The 15,798-nt window shown below is 59.6% G+C and carries 12 protein-coding genes; 1 reads left to right on the forward strand and 11 read right to left on the reverse strand.

What is annotated here, in order from left to right; all coding sequences use genetic code 11:
- The 11 genes from AB5164_RS07695 to AB5164_RS07745 form a co-directional block, all read right to left on the reverse strand.
- Positions 1-560: glycoside hydrolase family protein (locus AB5164_RS07695; protein WP_497197416.1), on the reverse strand; the 560-nt coding region annotated here is incomplete at its 3' end.
- Positions 561-667: 107 nt separating this feature from the next.
- A complete protein-coding gene (locus AB5164_RS07700; protein ID WP_347479359.1) occupies positions 668-2,068 on the reverse strand; it encodes a PTS transporter subunit EIIC in 1,401 nt (466 codons plus the stop codon).
- A gap of 182 nt (positions 2,069-2,250) precedes the next feature.
- Positions 2,251-3,222, reverse strand: coding sequence for a LacI family DNA-binding transcriptional regulator (locus tag AB5164_RS07705; RefSeq protein WP_343001461.1), 972 nt, complete (start codon positions 3,220-3,222; stop codon positions 2,251-2,253).
- A 248-nt stretch (positions 3,223-3,470) separates the two neighbouring features.
- Positions 3,471-4,136, reverse strand: a complete 666-nt coding sequence (locus AB5164_RS07710) for a DUF4956 domain-containing protein (protein WP_117745996.1) — start codon at positions 4,134-4,136, stop codon at positions 3,471-3,473.
- 3 nt (positions 4,137-4,139) lie between these two features.
- Complete coding sequence (locus AB5164_RS07715; RefSeq protein WP_117774279.1) at positions 4,140-4,931, reverse strand: polyphosphate polymerase domain-containing protein; 792 nt, start codon at positions 4,929-4,931, stop codon at positions 4,140-4,142.
- Positions 4,918-6,687: a CotH kinase family protein gene (locus tag AB5164_RS07720; protein ID WP_368142345.1), complete on the reverse strand. Its 1,770-nt coding sequence runs from the start codon at positions 6,685-6,687 to the stop codon at positions 4,918-4,920. The genes AB5164_RS07715 and AB5164_RS07720 overlap by 14 nt, the downstream gene beginning before the upstream one ends.
- Positions 6,677-8,221 carry an exopolysaccharide Pel transporter PelG gene (pelG, locus tag AB5164_RS07725; RefSeq protein WP_368142346.1) on the reverse strand — a complete coding sequence of 515 codons (1,545 nt, stop codon included), beginning with the start codon at positions 8,219-8,221 and terminating at the stop codon, positions 6,677-6,679. Before pelG ends, AB5164_RS07720 begins: the two co-directional genes overlap by 11 nt.
- Positions 8,222-8,224: 3 nt before the next feature.
- On the reverse strand, positions 8,225-9,652 hold the full coding sequence (gene pelF, locus AB5164_RS07730) for a GT4 family glycosyltransferase PelF (RefSeq protein WP_368142347.1): 1,428 nt from the start codon (positions 9,650-9,652) through the stop codon (positions 8,225-8,227).
- On the reverse strand, positions 9,649-11,529 hold the full coding sequence (locus tag AB5164_RS07735; protein WP_368142348.1) for a DUF2194 domain-containing protein: 1,881 nt from the start codon (positions 11,527-11,529) through the stop codon (positions 9,649-9,651). The genes pelF and AB5164_RS07735 overlap by 4 nt, the downstream gene beginning before the upstream one ends.
- The gene (locus tag AB5164_RS07740) at positions 11,526-12,431 is read right to left on the reverse strand and encodes a hypothetical protein (RefSeq protein ID WP_349128022.1); all 906 of its coding nucleotides are present in this window, start codon (positions 12,429-12,431) and stop codon (positions 11,526-11,528) included. Before AB5164_RS07740 ends, AB5164_RS07735 begins: the two co-directional genes overlap by 4 nt.
- The gene (locus AB5164_RS07745; protein WP_368147946.1) at positions 12,428-14,602 is read right to left on the reverse strand and encodes a DUF4118 domain-containing protein; all 2,175 of its coding nucleotides are present in this window, start codon (positions 14,600-14,602) and stop codon (positions 12,428-12,430) included. Before AB5164_RS07745 ends, AB5164_RS07740 begins: the two co-directional genes overlap by 4 nt.
- A gap of 606 nt (positions 14,603-15,208) precedes the next feature.
- Here AB5164_RS07745 and AB5164_RS07750 point away from each other — a divergent pair.
- The coding region (locus AB5164_RS07750) for an AlbA family DNA-binding domain-containing protein (RefSeq protein ID WP_368147949.1) at positions 15,209-15,798 on the forward strand (590 nt) is incomplete at its 3' end.

The following is a 15,798-nucleotide window of genomic DNA, read 5'->3' on the forward strand; positions in this document are numbered from 1 at the left end:
CGCCCATCATCATCGCGCCACACCTTGGGGTCACGCACGTGGCAGGTCAAATCCTCGGGATAATCCTCGGACGCCAGCACCACGCGCTTTTGGCTGAACTCCCGACCGGCAAGGCCATCAACGCTCTCGACATAAACAGTATCGGCGCGGCGGCCGGTATTGACGTAGTCGTACGTGCCGTCCGCATCGGGAAGCTTAACGTTGCCCGTATAGAGCACGCGAATGCGACCGTCCTCGGCAAGCGCGGAGCCCGAATACACACCGTGGCAATCGAACGGCTCGTCGGGCAGCAACGGAGCGCCAACATAGTCCCACGTCATAAGGTCGCGGCTCGTCGCATGGCCCCAGGCCTTAACGCCACCCTCGACATCAAACGGCGCATACTGAAAATAGGCATGGAACACGCCGCCTGCCTGGCAAAGACCGTTGGGGTCGTTGAGCCAGCCCGCCGGCGGCATTATATGGAAGCGCTGGCCATACGCGCCATGGCCGCACTCAGAGGCGGCGGCGTCAACAGCGGCGACCAGCTTTGCAAGGTCGCGACCAAGTGCATTAGACATATCAAAGTCCTAACGGATCGAAAGCAACAAGGCACCAGAGATCGGCACCAGATACGAGAAACGCCCGCGAGCATACGACCCGCGGGCATCCCCTCAATCAAAAGCTCTTAGGCCTGCTCGGAAGCCTTGGGCTCGTCCTTGTACAGGACAAACGAGATAGCAAAGGAAACCAGCGCGGCGACCGCAAACATGATCGCGTACTGCACGGGCTGGGCCAGGCACAGCAGGATACCGAAGATACCGGTAACGCCCGTGCCGGAGGCAGCCAGCGAAGTGAGCGCGCAGACCAGGGCACCGCAACCGCCGCCGATGCAGCCGGCGATGAAGGGCTTAAAGAAGCGCAGGTTCACACCAAAGATGGCAGGCTCGGTAATGCCCATGAAGGCGGACAGGGCCGAAGGAAGCGCCAGTCCCTTGATCTTGGCATCGCGGGTCTTAAAGGCAACGGCGAGCGCGGCACCACCCTGAGCGATGTTGGCGGCGCTGGCGATGGGCAGCCAATAGGTCACGCCGTACTGGGCGAGCTGGCCCAGGTCGATGGCGGTGTACATCTGGTGGATACCGGTAACGACCGTGGGGGCATAGAACAGGCCGACGATAAAGGAACCGATGCCGAAGGGCAGGGTCAGCAGGGCCTGGATCAGACCGAGGATGGCGTTCTCGGCCCAGACAAAGATGGGGCCGACGGCAACGAGCGTCACGAGCACGGTCACGAACACCGAGACGAGCGGGGTCACAAAGAGGTCAAACATCTCGGGAACGATCTTGTGCAGACGCTTCTCGAGGAAGGCGAGAATGGCGCAGGCGATAACGATGGGGATCACATGCCCCTGATAGCCGACCCACTCAAAGCTGTACACGCCGGGAATGACGGTGACCATGGTCTGCACGCCCTCGGAGGCAACCGTGTAGGCGCTCTGCAGCGAGGAGTTGATGAACGCACCGCCGACGACGGCACCCAGATACGGGTTGGCGCCAAAGGCCTTTGCGGCGGAGTAGCCGATCAGGATCTGCAGAATGCCGAAGGACGTGCCCGAGACCAGGTCGGCGATCTTGTAGATAAAGTTATTGGTGTCGAGCGCGATAAAGCCGTTGGAGGCCATAAAGTTGAGGGCGCTCATAATGCCCAGCAGCAAGCCCGAAGCCACGATGGCGGGGATGATGGGGACAAAGACGTCGCCGAGCACCTTAATGGCACGCATAAAGATGTTCTGCTGCTGCGCCGCGGCCTCCTTGACCTCGGCCTTGGTGGCAGCCTCGACGCCGCTGACCGCAATGAACTCGTCGTAGACCTTGTTGACGGTGCCAGTGCCAAAAATAATCTGGAGCTGGCCTTGGGCCTCAAAGACGCCCTTGGCGCCGTCGATATTCTCGAGGGCCTCCGTGTCGACCTTGGCGTTATCGGCAATCACCAGGCGCAGACGCGTGGCGCAGTGTGCGGCCGAAACAACGTTGCCGGCGCCTCCGACGTTGTCGAGCACCTCTTGGGCTGATTTACGGTAGTCCATGACTTCCCTTTCCTCCAACGGGCGCATGTACACCCGGCCATCTTTGATACTTACACTGTAAACGATTTCATTTTCATATGTCTGTAATCGTTTTCACTTTAGGGTGAACGGTAGGAATAGGCCGGCGAATGGTAGTTTTAAGGCAAAAACAGACGACTCAGAGGCAGGCAGACGTCCAAGGCCTAGACATTCATAAGCTGATGGCCGAGCTTGAGCGTCTTTAGACCGCTCTCCCCCTCCACGCCATCGAGCGTGTTGATCAGCATATTGGTCGCCTCGACGCCACTGGTCAGGTAGCCATAATGCACGGTGGGAATGCCGCCCGTCAGCGCGCGCAAAAACGCGTTGTCGCCAAAACCGCTTACGCGATGCATGCCCTCGCCCACGCCGCGAACCTCATCGATGGCACGAAGCGCGCCCGCCGCCATGGTATCGGTCGCGCACGCGATAAACGAAACATCGGGAGCGGCAGAAAGCAGTTCACGCGCCGCACCATAGCCCGAGTCGAGCGTAAACGAGCCCAGACGAATCAAGGCGGCATCGAGCGGGTTACCCGCGGCGCGCAAGCCGGCCTCAAAACCGCGACGGCGGTCATAACCAGCCGCGCGGTCCTCCTCGGTAACCCCAATGTAAGCGATCTTGCCGTCCACGCGACCCGCAAGCGCATGGCCCAGCTCAAAAGCGGCCTCGTAATCGTCGTGATACACGCACGCCGCGCCCTCGACATGTTGACCGATCAGCACAATGGGCACACGGCACGAGTCAATCGCGCGACGGTGCTCGTCGGTGATCATGGTTGCCACCAGCACAATGCCGTCAACCGGATGGTTTTGGAATAAATCGAGGTATTCGAGCTCGCGATCGGCCGCATTATCGGTATTGGCAAGCAGCATCTGGTAGCCACGGCGACCGAGCACCTGGCCAATGCCGGCGGTAATGCGGCTCACGGATTCCGAGTTGATCTTGGGCACGATGACGCCGATGAGCTTGGTGGAGCCGGTGCGCAGCGCGCGAGCCTGACTGGACCGCACGTATCCGGTCAGTTCAATCGCCTGCTTAATGCGCTGGGCCTTGTCCGCCGAGATATATCCGCCGTTGAGGTAGCGCGAGACGGCGGCGCTCGAAACGCCGGCCAACTCGGCCACATCTTTCATCTTTACCACGAGCACCCCTGTCATTGAAATCGCTTTCACCATAATACCCGTGAAGACGGCATCCGAACAAAATCGGCCCACCCAGGTCGAGCAAACGTCAGCGAGCGGGCAACTGCCGTGGCGAGGTGCCGCGAAAGAGGAGCGAAGCGTACTTTATGTACGCGAGCGACGGTTTGAGCGGCAGATCGCCCGGCAGATGCCCGCGCAGCGTCGAGCGGTCCGGCGTTTGTTAAAACGCCGGAACATAATTAGCCGTGGTATTCGCCGTTGTACTGGATGAGTGTGAGGTCCTCCACGCCGTCAAGCGCGCGAATAGCGTCCGCATAGGGCATGTCAACGCCGTCCGAGAAGAGCTCGACGGCCATCTCGACTTTGTCGCCGCGCATCGTCTTAGACTTGACGGTGAACTTGGTGCGCCCAAACGCGCGCACGATATCGTCGCCGGTGGTCTGGCCCGTGTAGTGGATGACCATCATGTACACGCGCGCCTTGTCCTGGTGGCTCGCAAAGCCGGCGATCATCACCACGATCACCACTGCCGTAAGCCCCACGAGCGCATACATGCCGGCGCCTGCCGTAATGCCCGTGGTAATGGCCCAAAACAGATACAGCAGGTCGAGCGGGTCCTTGACCGCCGTACGGTAGCGGACGATGGACAGAGCACCGACCATACCGAGCGAGATGACCACGTTCGTCGAGATCGCGAGCGTGACCATGCAGGTGAGCACGCACATGCCCACGAGCGTCACGGCAAAGCTACGCGAATACACCACGCCGGTAAAAAAGCGCTTGTACACGTAATAGATCAGGATGCCCATGGCGAGCGCCACGAGCAGCGAAAGGCCAATCTTGGCAGGGTCGACCTGACCGAACGCCTCCAAGACGGAGTTCTTAAAAAAGTCCCTGGTGCTCATGGTCTAAATATCCCCTCGGTTCCCAAAATCCGATTCCCAGTAATTAAATCCGCGCAGGTAGGCGGTCTTGTCATAACACAGGCAGTACTTAGAGACCGCCGTGAGTTCGGCCGCGCCCGGCGGCACCATATCGCGCACCAGCTGCGGGCAAAACTCCGTAAACTTGACCTCCATCACCAGCTTACCGGGCTCCAGGACCGGCAACGCGGGCAGCGTCACGTCAAAGATATCGAAGCTTCCCACCGCGGCACGCACATTCATGTCAAACGTAATGCGCACGGTGCCCTCGTCCATCACCCACGGCTCGCGCTCGTAGTCCACAATGGTCCGTGGGCGCATCATGTTGCAGATGCACTCGATGTAGAACTCGCGACAGAGCGGATAAGGGCTCCTCAGCAAAAAGCCGTAGTCGCCAGCCAGAATCTGCTCAAACTCGCCACGTGTGAGCGGCGCGTCCTCCTTATAGATCCAGCTACCGTACTTCTTTTTGCGCTCGAGCTTAATCACCTTGTCGCTGCCGTTATAGATGCGTACGCGATACTTTTTGCGCATGAGAATGCCGGCGTCTTTTTCCTCGTAGGCCGAGTTGCAGTAGTCGTCAAAATACAGGCTGCGAATGGTGTAACCGCCCGCCCGCGCATGTTTGTCTAGCTTAAATACAGGCGCCATGCGACAGGCAAGCGCGGCGTGCTCGCCCTCGTTAATGAGATATTTGAGCTCGTGGCGGTAACGCTCCTGCGTGGCACGCACAGGCGGTGCCGCCAGGCGCTCAAGCAGCGCGCTAGCCCTCCTCATACGTATCCTCCACGACCTTACCGCCGTCTTGCACGTAAAAACACTTCATGCCGTAGTGCTTGCCGTCGTCGGTCACATAGTAGTCAAACGCATCTTGCGTATAGCCGTCGGAGTTGGTGGCACGCACGCGCACAAAATACTGGCCGGTATCGGGCGCATCGCAGGTCACCTCGGGAAGCAGCACATCCTCGGCCTTAAAGACCACGTCGCTTATGGCATAGTCGCGCGCAAGCTCAACGGTGTAGCGAATGTCGCGCGCCTCAAAATCGTAGGACGCATCCCAGTTAATGCGCAGCTTGCCGTTATCGATCTGCGGCACGCCGATGTAGAAAGGCATGGGCTTTTTAAAACTCTCGCGAAAGCTCTTGTAGTTCTCCTCGATCTCGGAGGGAATCGCCGCGGCGATCTGCTCATATTGGTCCTTGGTGACAGGCAGATTATCGATATCGGGCGAAGCAAAGACTAGCGATTCGGTAACCTCGCGATAATGCTTGATCATCTTGGTCAGGCACGTCTCGGTCAAATACGTACGCAGGTCCTTGACGGCGCGATCGAGCTCACCGCGGAACGCCTTGCTGCGCAACGCGCGGTTAAACAGCACGTTGCCCCAGTAGTTGCTTGCGCCGCGCTCCCAGCTCGCGTAGTCCGAAAACCCGGTAAGAGAAAGTTCCAGCTTGCGCAGCATGCCGTCGTTGTCCCAATCCAAAAAGTACCAGGTATTTGAGTTGAGCGGGCTGTACAGATAACAGTTGCGGTTCTGCGTATCGCAGTTGCCCGTAAGGATCTGAAACGCCAGCCAATAGACCAGGTTCTCGGTATCAAAGTAGGTGTCGAGCACGTTATCTATCTTTTGCGATTCGTCGTTGAGCGCATCGAGCATCTCGATGAGCTTGGTGTGGTCCGTATCGCCCTTAATCTCGAGCATGCCCTCAAAGTTTGCCTGGTTATAGTCGGGATCATCGGCAAGCTTAATGGTGTCCTCGTAGCGATGGAAATCAAAGCTGTTCACCTTGTACAGGTGCCCGCTCTTATCCAAGCCGTGCGCCTTAAGCGCCGTCTTATTGAGCTGCTCCACCTGCGTAAACAGGCCGTAGTCCTCAAAGGTATCGTTGGACTTTTCGGTCTGGTCGCACACCCACAGATGCACAAACTGCGTGCGCAGGCCCATCATCTGGGGAATCCCGCGGATAAGATCGTAGGCCATCTTGTTGCGAAAACGCATACCCTCGCCCATGTGCTTGTTGAGCGCAATCGCACGCTGCTGGCGCCAGGTACCTTTTCCTTTTTTGAGCTCCACCTTGTAATTCTTCTGCGTATAACCGCTCGACGTCTGGCCACGCACCTGCACGGTAGCATTGGGCGCTTCCTCGCCATAGCCAACCTCGCCGGCCACCGGGCCGTCTTCGTCGCCCGGCTGCAGCAGGCCCATAACCTGATAGCGCGTCACGCCCATGTCGGCATAGTCATACACCGAGTACGTATTGATCTCGGCCCAGCTGTGGTCGGTGTTCTCGGAGCTGTTACCGCGCGAGACCGTCAGGTACATGGTCACAATGCCCGAGTCGTCGTAGACCTCGTACAGCTCGTCCTTATCGCGCAGGTGCTTGGACTGGTCGGAGGCCTCGGCCTTTTTAATCTTGTCCTGCTTTTTGACCTTTTTAGTCGAGGATTCGTCCTGAGACGAGCAGCCCGAAAGCAACAGCGCGCCGGCAGCCGCCTCGATCAGGCAGCGGCGAGACATCAACTTATCGATCATCAGAACCTCCCCAATGTTTTTGGTACAGGCGAACCACCATACGTTCAAACGCACTGCGCGGCTCACCGCCCACGCGCTTGTCCTCGTAGCGTTGCTCAACACGGTCGAGCACCCGGCCAAGTTCGGTAAACCAGCCCGTCTTGTCAGTAGCCACAATAGGCTGCTGGCTCAGGATACGATACGGCAAGTTGGCGGTATAGGTATCGAGCCGCAGCAGCGCCACGATAAAAAACACCGCCGCACCCAACAAAAAGCCAAAGCCGTAAAACTGCTGCGACAAAAGCAACGACACGGCAGTCGCCAGCCCGGCCACACCGGCAAACAGTCCCGAGGCCAGCACGGCCCCCTTGTAGTCGGTAAAGTACAGCAAGATGAGCAACAACGTATTGCCCACGGCATACAGGCCATAGCCCACGCATAACGTGCGGAAATACCCGTGCATCAGGTTGTTAAAGCCCAACGGTAGGGCCGACAGCACCGTGGTCTCGAGCGAGATGACCGCCGCTGTCACAAACAGTTGCTTGAGCGCACAAAAGCGCAGTTCTCGGTTGAGCGTGGCAAGCATTTCCTCCTCGGCGACCACAATATCGCCCACCACGCCGCCGTCGTTGAACAGGCTGTAGTAGTCGCGGTAGCGCGGATAAAAGTTGACCTCGACCGAGACCACAAAGTTGACGGACGTGACCAGGATCGTCAAAAACGCGATGAGCGCCGGAACATCGTGGTAGGGCGCACCATAAAACAAGCCCTTGACCTGCACGCCAATGGGACCGGCCCAAATTATCACCAAGTGCGCAAAGAGGCCCAGGTTGGTAAACAAGCCCGTGAGCGCCAACGGCATAAACTGATCAAGCCACCGTAAATAGAGCCAGGGGCTGCGATCGCTCTGCGGAAAATACCGGTACAGCAGCACCACGTCCCAGGCGAGCATGACGCCGTAGCCCAGAGCAATTGATGCCAACAGGCCCTCGACCGGCGGCAGTCCCAGCGCCAGCGCGGCCAGGGCGCACAGGCACGCCACGCCAATGGCAGCCGCAAAGCTGCACAGGATACCGCGATAATCCTTGATGGCCGTGAGGTAACTCATGCCGTTCCAGTTGACGATCATAATGTTGAACAGCCACAGGCACAGCAGCCCCTGCAGCAGCGTGGCGCCCGAGAACAGCAGAAAGACGCCGTAGAGCACTGTGCCCACAACGAGCATGATGGCATTAGATCCCCAAAATGAAGGCAGAATCTCATCCTCGCGCTCGGCAAAAAGCATATCGGCCAAAAAGCGCGTGACCGGCATAGAGAAAAAACTCGTGAGCGTGAGCGACGCCAGCAGCGTATAGGTCACCATGCACACCAGCAGATCTTGGTTGGCACGGCCCACACCCCACAGACCGAACAGCACCAAGATACCCACCTGGAGCAGCACGCCCAGCAGCATGGGGCCCGTACACACAATGCCGGCGTAGCCATAGGCGCGCATCGTGGCAAACAGGCCCTTGCGCCTAAACAGGCGCTTGAGCTCAAAACCGATTCCGGCCACCGGCTACTCCCCCTCTCTGGGCAGGTCAAACGCTTGCGCCGTCTCGTCGTACAGCGCGCGATAGTTGGCGAGCATCTGCTCGTGCAAGAAGTACGTGGCAACGCGACGCTGGCCGCACTCCCCCATCTCAATGCGACGAGCGCGGCTTGTGCACATGCGTTCCATGGCATCGGCCAAGCCCTTGCGATACATAGGCGGCGTCACAAAACCCGCCACGCCAAAGTCGTCGCCCGGGGCGCCTTCGAGAAGCTCGCGACAGCAGCCCACCTCGGTCGTCACGCAGGGACGACGCGCGGCAAGCGACTCCAGCACGCTGAGCGGCTGACCTTCGGAGATGCTCGTTAAAATGGTAAAGTCGAGCTTTTCCATGTACTCGACCACGTTGACGCGGCCGGTAAAGATCAGGTCGCGCACGCCCAGGGTTTCGACCAGCGCGTGGCACTCGGCGCCGTACTCCTCGTCATCCACGCCGCCCATGATGTGCAGGCGCACCTTAGGCAGGCGCTCGTGCAGCTCAAAGAAGGCATAACTCATAGTCTTGACGTCCTTGATGGGCGCCAGGCGCACCACCGCGCCAATGTCCACCCAGCCGTCATCTGGCTTTAAGGGAATATCCTTAAAGCGATCGAACTGGATGCCGTTGGGGATGACCAGGCATTTGTCCGCATCGCAGCCCATATCAATCTGCGTCTTGCGGGCGTTATGGAACAAACTCGTCACGCGGAAGGCGCGGCGGTAGATCTCCTCCGAAAGCAGGTAGAAAAAGCGAATCCAGCGGTCCTTAAACGACGGCACCACCCAATCGGCGCGAATGATCTCTTCCTCGCGCTCGCGGGTATAGATGCCATGCTCGGTCAGCAGCACCGGCGCATGGTGAACGCTTGAGCCCAGGCAGGCGAGCAGGCCACCGTAGCCGGTCGAGATGGCATGGTACACATCGGCCACCGGCACCTCGCTGCCCAACAGGTAGAGCACGGGCAGCAACATGGAGCGCATGGTGTGGAATGCATCGGCAAAGGGCGTGTAGGGATACTCGGCCAGGCACACGTCGCGAAAGATATCCATAAACGTTCGGCTCTGCAAAAACGAGAGCGGATGCACGCGACGGCGGTGGAAGATATCGAATAACACGTCCCAGTCCGGATTGGAGAGCGACACCAGACGGCGTAGCGCCTCGCGCTCACGGTCGTTAAAACTGGCTTCATGTTGCTCGCCCGAAAGCCGCAGGGCATCGTCCAAGAACAACTCGTGCACCTCGACCACGTTGCCGGGCAGCTCGTAGACAAACTTGCCACGGTCGGCAGCATGCGCGCCGATCACCCACAGCACAAACTCGTGCTCGGGCATGGCCGTAATGTAGCCATGCATCCAGGTAGATACGCCGCCGTGCACATAGGGGTAGCAACCCTCGAGTACCAAGCAGATTCTCATTTATCGCCACCCTCCATGCGCTCGATCGTCACGGTCTTATCATTTGCCTTGAGCAGATACAGATTGCCCGTAAGGTGCGTCAGTTCGCCACCCGTCACCGCACCCGGCTCGCCATTATTGGCGCGGAACATGAGCCACGCCTCGTCGTGGAAATTGCCCAGGCTGAGCGTCCAGGCATCCGCGCTGGCATCCACACTCACCGTCACGGACGAAAAACGCTGGATGGCACCGGAGCACTCAGACGCCGTCTGGTGCCGCAGGTCGGGCGCGGATTTGGTAAGCCACTCCAGGAAGTCGACCAGGCCGCCCTTGTAGACCTCCCAGCCCTCCTTGGCTCCGCGATCGGGGTCCAAAAGGTCGTCCGGGTGCATAAAGTGCGTGCTCACGTAGTGCATGTTGAGCTCGGACACGGCTGCCAGGCGCATATAGGAATCGTCGACCATGCCGCCCGAGACAATGCGCGGCTGCTCCACAATGCCATCGCTCGCCACGCCAAACTCCTGCACGTACGGCAGGTCGGTGCCATCCTCAAAATACGTGCTGGCGATGGTCTTAATACGCGGAACGTCGGTGCCGATAAGCTGGCGCGCGCGGGCCGAAAGGATATTTGACGGCGGCACGTAGACCGAGCCGTGCGCGTTGGGCAGGACCTCGTCCTGAAACGCGATAAGTTCGTTGAGTGAAGCGACAAGCGTCTCTTTGTTCTTCCAGGTCTTGTAGACGTACAGCGTGCCGTAGTCGGTGTCCCAGAGCGCCAGAGGCTGATGGTTGTAGCCGTGAAAGCCCAGCTCTCCGCCCATCTGCAGCAGCATGCCGCCAAAGTAGCGGAACTGCGTGGTATCGGCCTGTCGCGCGGGCTCGGTCTGGTTGACCGCGTCCTCGTAGTTTTCGATCATCACGCCAGTATAGCGAATGCCGTATTTTTGCGCGAGCTTTTGAAGATCGGGCCACCAGACCTTGGTGTAAAAATCGGCAACGGAAAGGCCGTAGTCACGCTTGATATAAGTTCCATCGCCCGAGGGCACGGGGCTAGGAAAGTCGTCCAAATAGAACACGGCGCCGTTGATGACCGGATAGGCCGTGGCATCACCCAGCAGGCTTATGGCCGAAGCATAGAACCCACGCATGACCTTGTCGTAGATGCCAATGTTGCACACCACGGTGTGACCACTGCCGCAATCGTTAGACCAAATGAGCGGCGTGCCCGTGTCACCGGTCTTTACCCATACGTGCGCCGTCTCGCGCAATGAAACCGAGAGCGAAGAATCGAAGGGGTCCGAGAGCTCGTAGCGCTCTCCTCCACCCAGCATAAAGTCCTCACTCGGCACAATGCTTTCGGCTTTTACATAGTCATATCCGGCCGATTCAATGCCAAGCTTGGAGGCAATCACTTGCAGATAGCTCGAGTTATCCGGCGGCATGGCGAGCATAAGCGAACCGCCGGCACTCACCCAACTCATAATGTCGCTCAGGTGCGTACCGAGCCCATCGAGCGACGGCATGAGCAAAATCACGCGATCGAAGGAGGTCAGCGAGGGAATGGCATCCGCACCATCCAGGGCAAGGTCCACGTCGCGGTGCGCGATCTTCATGTCGAGCAGGATCTGGTCGAACTGTTCCTTTACGTCCTCGACGCCAGCTTGATCGGAATCGGTAATGACCAGGCACGTGGGCTTTTGGCCAAAGATTGCCAAGGAGGCCGGCACCGCATCGTTGGCGGCAAGCATCCCCAGCTTATGCTGGCCCGCACTGTACTGCACGCCGGCACGCTCCACCAGCAGCACGGCGGCCATGACGATAAAAACAGCCCACACCACGAGGAGTCCCATCCAACGAAAGCGGCCTGCTCGGTCGCGGATATGTTGCGCCACACTCATCTGGCCTCCTCCCCGTCACGCCAAAACGCCAACTGTTCGCGGTTGTCGGCGCTCAAATAGACATGCTGCCTGTCAATCGCATCGATCACGCGGTGAACCTCGTCACCATCGCGGCGCATCACGGCCAGGCGCAGGCAAAGCATCCAAACCTCCTGCTCCTCGGGCACGTCGAACACCAGCTGGTCGGTCACGGCCTGCGCCTCGTCGATCTGTCCGACATCGGCCAGCGCCGTCGCGTATCGAATGCGCAGCTCAAGGGTATCCTCGCGCTCGCAGCGACGCGCAAGCAGGCGCGCGTACTGTTGGCGCTGAATCTGAGCCACGCGCCCCTCGGCCAAGCCCGAGCCCAAGTATTCACCAAGAAAATCACAGTATTCGATGAGGTTTTGCGCGCTCGGGTCCGTCTTAAAGGCGCGCTCCAGCTGCTGCAGTTTAAGGTCGGACTCCTTGGAGATCTGCGCCACCGCCGTCGCGGCATAGTGCGCCACCTCAACGTCGTCGTTAAGCTTAGCCGCCTGCAGCTGCGCCAGGTACGCGTCGGGCTCCTCGGTGAGCATGGAGAGCATAAGGCGGCGCCGGTATGCCGGGTCATTGACGATGAGCGCCTCCTCGAGCGGCACTACGCCTGCATCGTCCTCACCACTCGGTACCGACATGCTACGATGCAGGTCGTCGTTGAAGCGCAGCGACTCCAGCGCAGACTCTTTCAGCCCCTCGCCAAACACCGCGCTGCGGACCGATAGCAGAACCACCAGCAACGGGCCCCACAGCGGCACCAGCACTATCACAGCCAGCATGTGCCCGCGCACCGGCAGCAGGCCCAGTTTCATGAGCGTCCACAGCATCAGGCAAACCAGTGCATGAATCAGCAGCAAGACGGCAGCAACGACAAGCGAGATCAAGCGGCACCCCCCTCACCGTCACCGGTGTAAGAGATGTGCTGCAACAGCGCCACGATGTCCTCGCCGTCGACGGGCTCCACCGCAATATGCTTTGCGCTCAGGCGCTCGCGGATAATGGGCAGATCGCACGCCTTTGCCTGGCGCATAAGCAGGTAGAGCACGTCGCCGTCGACCAAGCCCGCCGCGTCGCTCTCGCGGATTGCCGACCCAATTGCGCCCGCAAGCTCGCCGACAGGCTCCATGCCCGGTACCACGCGCAGGAGCAAAAAACTTCCCATCTTGCTATCTGCCAGCGCCTGCGCCGCCGCAAGCTCTTGGCCAAAGGCAGCCTGCTTGAGCACGCACGTGCCGTCAACGCAGCGTTTATCCTGCGCCACCGCCTCATAGTCAAAGGCACGGCCCAACGCGCTTTCGACCAGGCCGCACAAGATGCGGAACAGGTTTTGATAATAGAGGGTCATTTGGTTTTCGGCCGCACGACGCACAAAGATCAACACGGCGGGTGCCCCGTCGCGCTCGATCGCGTATCCAAACATGGGAAGCCCCGGCGTCAGCTCGCGGTTCACCCACAGGTTCGAACGACCCCCGTCGCCCAAAAGAGGGGCAAGCTGCTCAAGCGTGAGCGAACGTGCGGCATCTTCGGCAATCGCGGGACTTGCTGCCACCAGGCGTGCAAATGCCCCGCCCGAAACATGGTAGATCGCCACCGAATCGTTCTCGAGGATCTCGCCCAAAAGCTCGCAGCACTTGCGATAGATGTCGCGTGGGTTGAGCACGTCGAGCTCCTGCGTCACGGCAAAGATCTTGCCAAAGCTGTCGTGGCGACCCACAATCTGGCGCCTGTACGCGCGCTTGTCCTCGATCGCGTCGTGGTAAAGCTGTGTGAGGAACGTATTGCGATTACGCACGAGCTCGTTTTGATCGCGCTCCGCCCTAATGGCTTCGCTGTTGCGCAGCTGCACATAGCCGCACACGGCACCCACAACAAAGTACGCAATAAACGGCAGCCAGTTAGACGGCTCGTAAAAGAGACCCTGGAAGGTATAGCCGTACTGAGTAAAGTAGCTCGCTGCCAAGCCCACCGAAGCCAGCAGCGCCGCGACCAAGCCAAAGTCCAGACCATACAGCGTGCCGATCAGCACCACGTAGAGTAGGCGATAATCGAGCACGTTGAGCTGGGCAGATTGGGAGAACAGATGCTCCAGCACCTCGAACAGGACCCAGGCGGCTACCGTCTCCAGGCATTTAATAGGCGGCGTGCGCATCTGGATGCGGTCGATGGCGGCGCGCAAGGGGTTGACCTTCTTTGCGCGGCCAGCATCCCAACGCGCTTGAATGGTCGAAAGATCGCGCAACAGGTCGTAGCGCTGAAACCAGCCATAGCGCGAGCGGACGGTATCGCTCGGAGCAATGGAGACGACGGCGTCCCCGTCGTAGGTAATGTCGAGCCCCGGGAACAAGCCCTTGAGCGCCTCGCCCAGGTCTCCCACGGTGTGGGCAAAGCTATCCGGAACCTCGAGTTCCTCGAATGTGGCATCCCAGCTGTCGAAGATGCGACGCACCAGAACGGCCAGCTCCTCGGCGCAGAGGGCACCGAGCGGTGAGTCCGCCCCAGCCCTCATGACAGCAGAGCCTTGCGAGCACGCCTCGAACAGCGGGGTCAAAATCGGGTCTTCCAGCGTGGGCGAGGCGGTGTACAGATACGGCACGCGCAAGATCTTGGCCTGAATGCCGTCGCGGACCGCATAGTAGCGGCACAGGTCGTTGGCCGCACGGGCAATGATGCCCTTGCCGTTTTGCCCCGCAACGTCCACCGCACCGTCCGCTCCCATGGGACCAGTCACAAACAGCAGCTGAATCTGGCGACCCATGCAAGCTCGAAAGACGGAGCGCAGCAGCTCAATGTCGCCAACGGCCTCGGTATGCGGCGTGAGATAGGTAGAGAGGTAGACCACACGGTCGAATTCGTAAGCCTGGTCCAGGTGCTGCAGCAGCTCTTTCCAAGACGCATGGAGCGACGACCCGTCGCGGCGCGCCTCGTTGGCCGCCACGACCTGAACATGGTCACCGGGAAACGCCTTGGCACAAAAGTCGTCATCGACATACGCGGTATTGCCAACAACCAGCACTTCCACCGTGCGCTCCCCCTCCCCAAATTTAGCTTTTGCCATGGTAAACATGCGTATTGTACGCTGTCAATGTAGGCCAAAGGCAACTTTAAAGCTGTTTTAAGAACTTTTTCAGACGGGAAGCGACTCGCGCCTGAGCCAGAGAGCCCTACACGTGCCGCTGCACGGCGGAGAAAGGCGAATCCACTACCCCTCAGGCATAATTCCTGAGCAAAATCAAGCAGAGCACACGGCTTTTTGCGCCACTTTAAGACGTAATCGGGATGTGGCGAGAGGCCAAATTCGGAAGTGCGGGGAAAACCAAAGGAATGCTGACCAGACCCCCGTTTTAGGCTTCCGCGACCTGCGGTTTTGATACAAAAAAACCGCGTTGTGCTCGAAGGTTTTCGATTTTTCCCCGCACTTCTGTAATTACATCTCTGGATCGAGGGCGCAGGCAATGGTGACGACATCCACGATAGCGCCCCCCTATGCCTGATACCAAAATCGTTCCATAGGGACCCGTTTCCCAATGGGATGATTCTTCACAAAGGGCATTAAGGCGCATGAGAACATGGTAGAGGCAAGCAAGCGCGCTTCCACGTTTTCGCCCATGGTGACCACGGTATAATCCAACGAGACAAGCAACGAACGGGAAAGGCAGCGCGGATGAACCTGGGCAGCGAGAGCGAGACCGTCGAGTTCAAGAAGTCCACTGGCGAGCATAAAGAAGCAATGCAAGGCATCAGCGCCATGCTGAACAAGCACGGCCGCGGCGAGCTCTACTTCGGCGTGAAGGACAACGGCGATGTCATCGGCCAGGATGTCAGCGACGCAACGCTGCGCCAGGTGACGTCGTGGGTGTCCGACAAGATCGAGCCCGCGGTGTTCCCGACGGTCGAGTGCCTCGACGCCGATGATGGGCTGCGATACATCAAAATTGCCTTCTCAGGTGCCGACGCCCCCTACTCCGCCGACGGACGCTACTTCACCCGCGTGGGGACTTCGAGCAAAGCGCTGTCGGCCTCGGAGCTGAGCGCCATGGTCGTCAAGCGTGAGCGCGCCCGTAGCCCGTGGGACTCGCTGCCGTCCGGCAGGCCCGTCTCCGACGCCGACGAGCAGGCGGTGCGTGACTTCGTCGCGCGCGGCGGCAGGGCCGGACGCGTGGGCGGCGGGTTCGCCGGCGTGGAGGACACCTTGGCAAGGCTCGACCTCGTCGCGCCCGACGGCAGCCTAAGAAACGCCGCGGTGGAGCTGTT

Source organism: Collinsella aerofaciens (assembly GCF_040915425.1).
Taxonomy (GTDB): Bacteria; Actinomycetota; Coriobacteriia; order Coriobacteriales; family Coriobacteriaceae; genus Collinsella; species Collinsella aerofaciens_BW.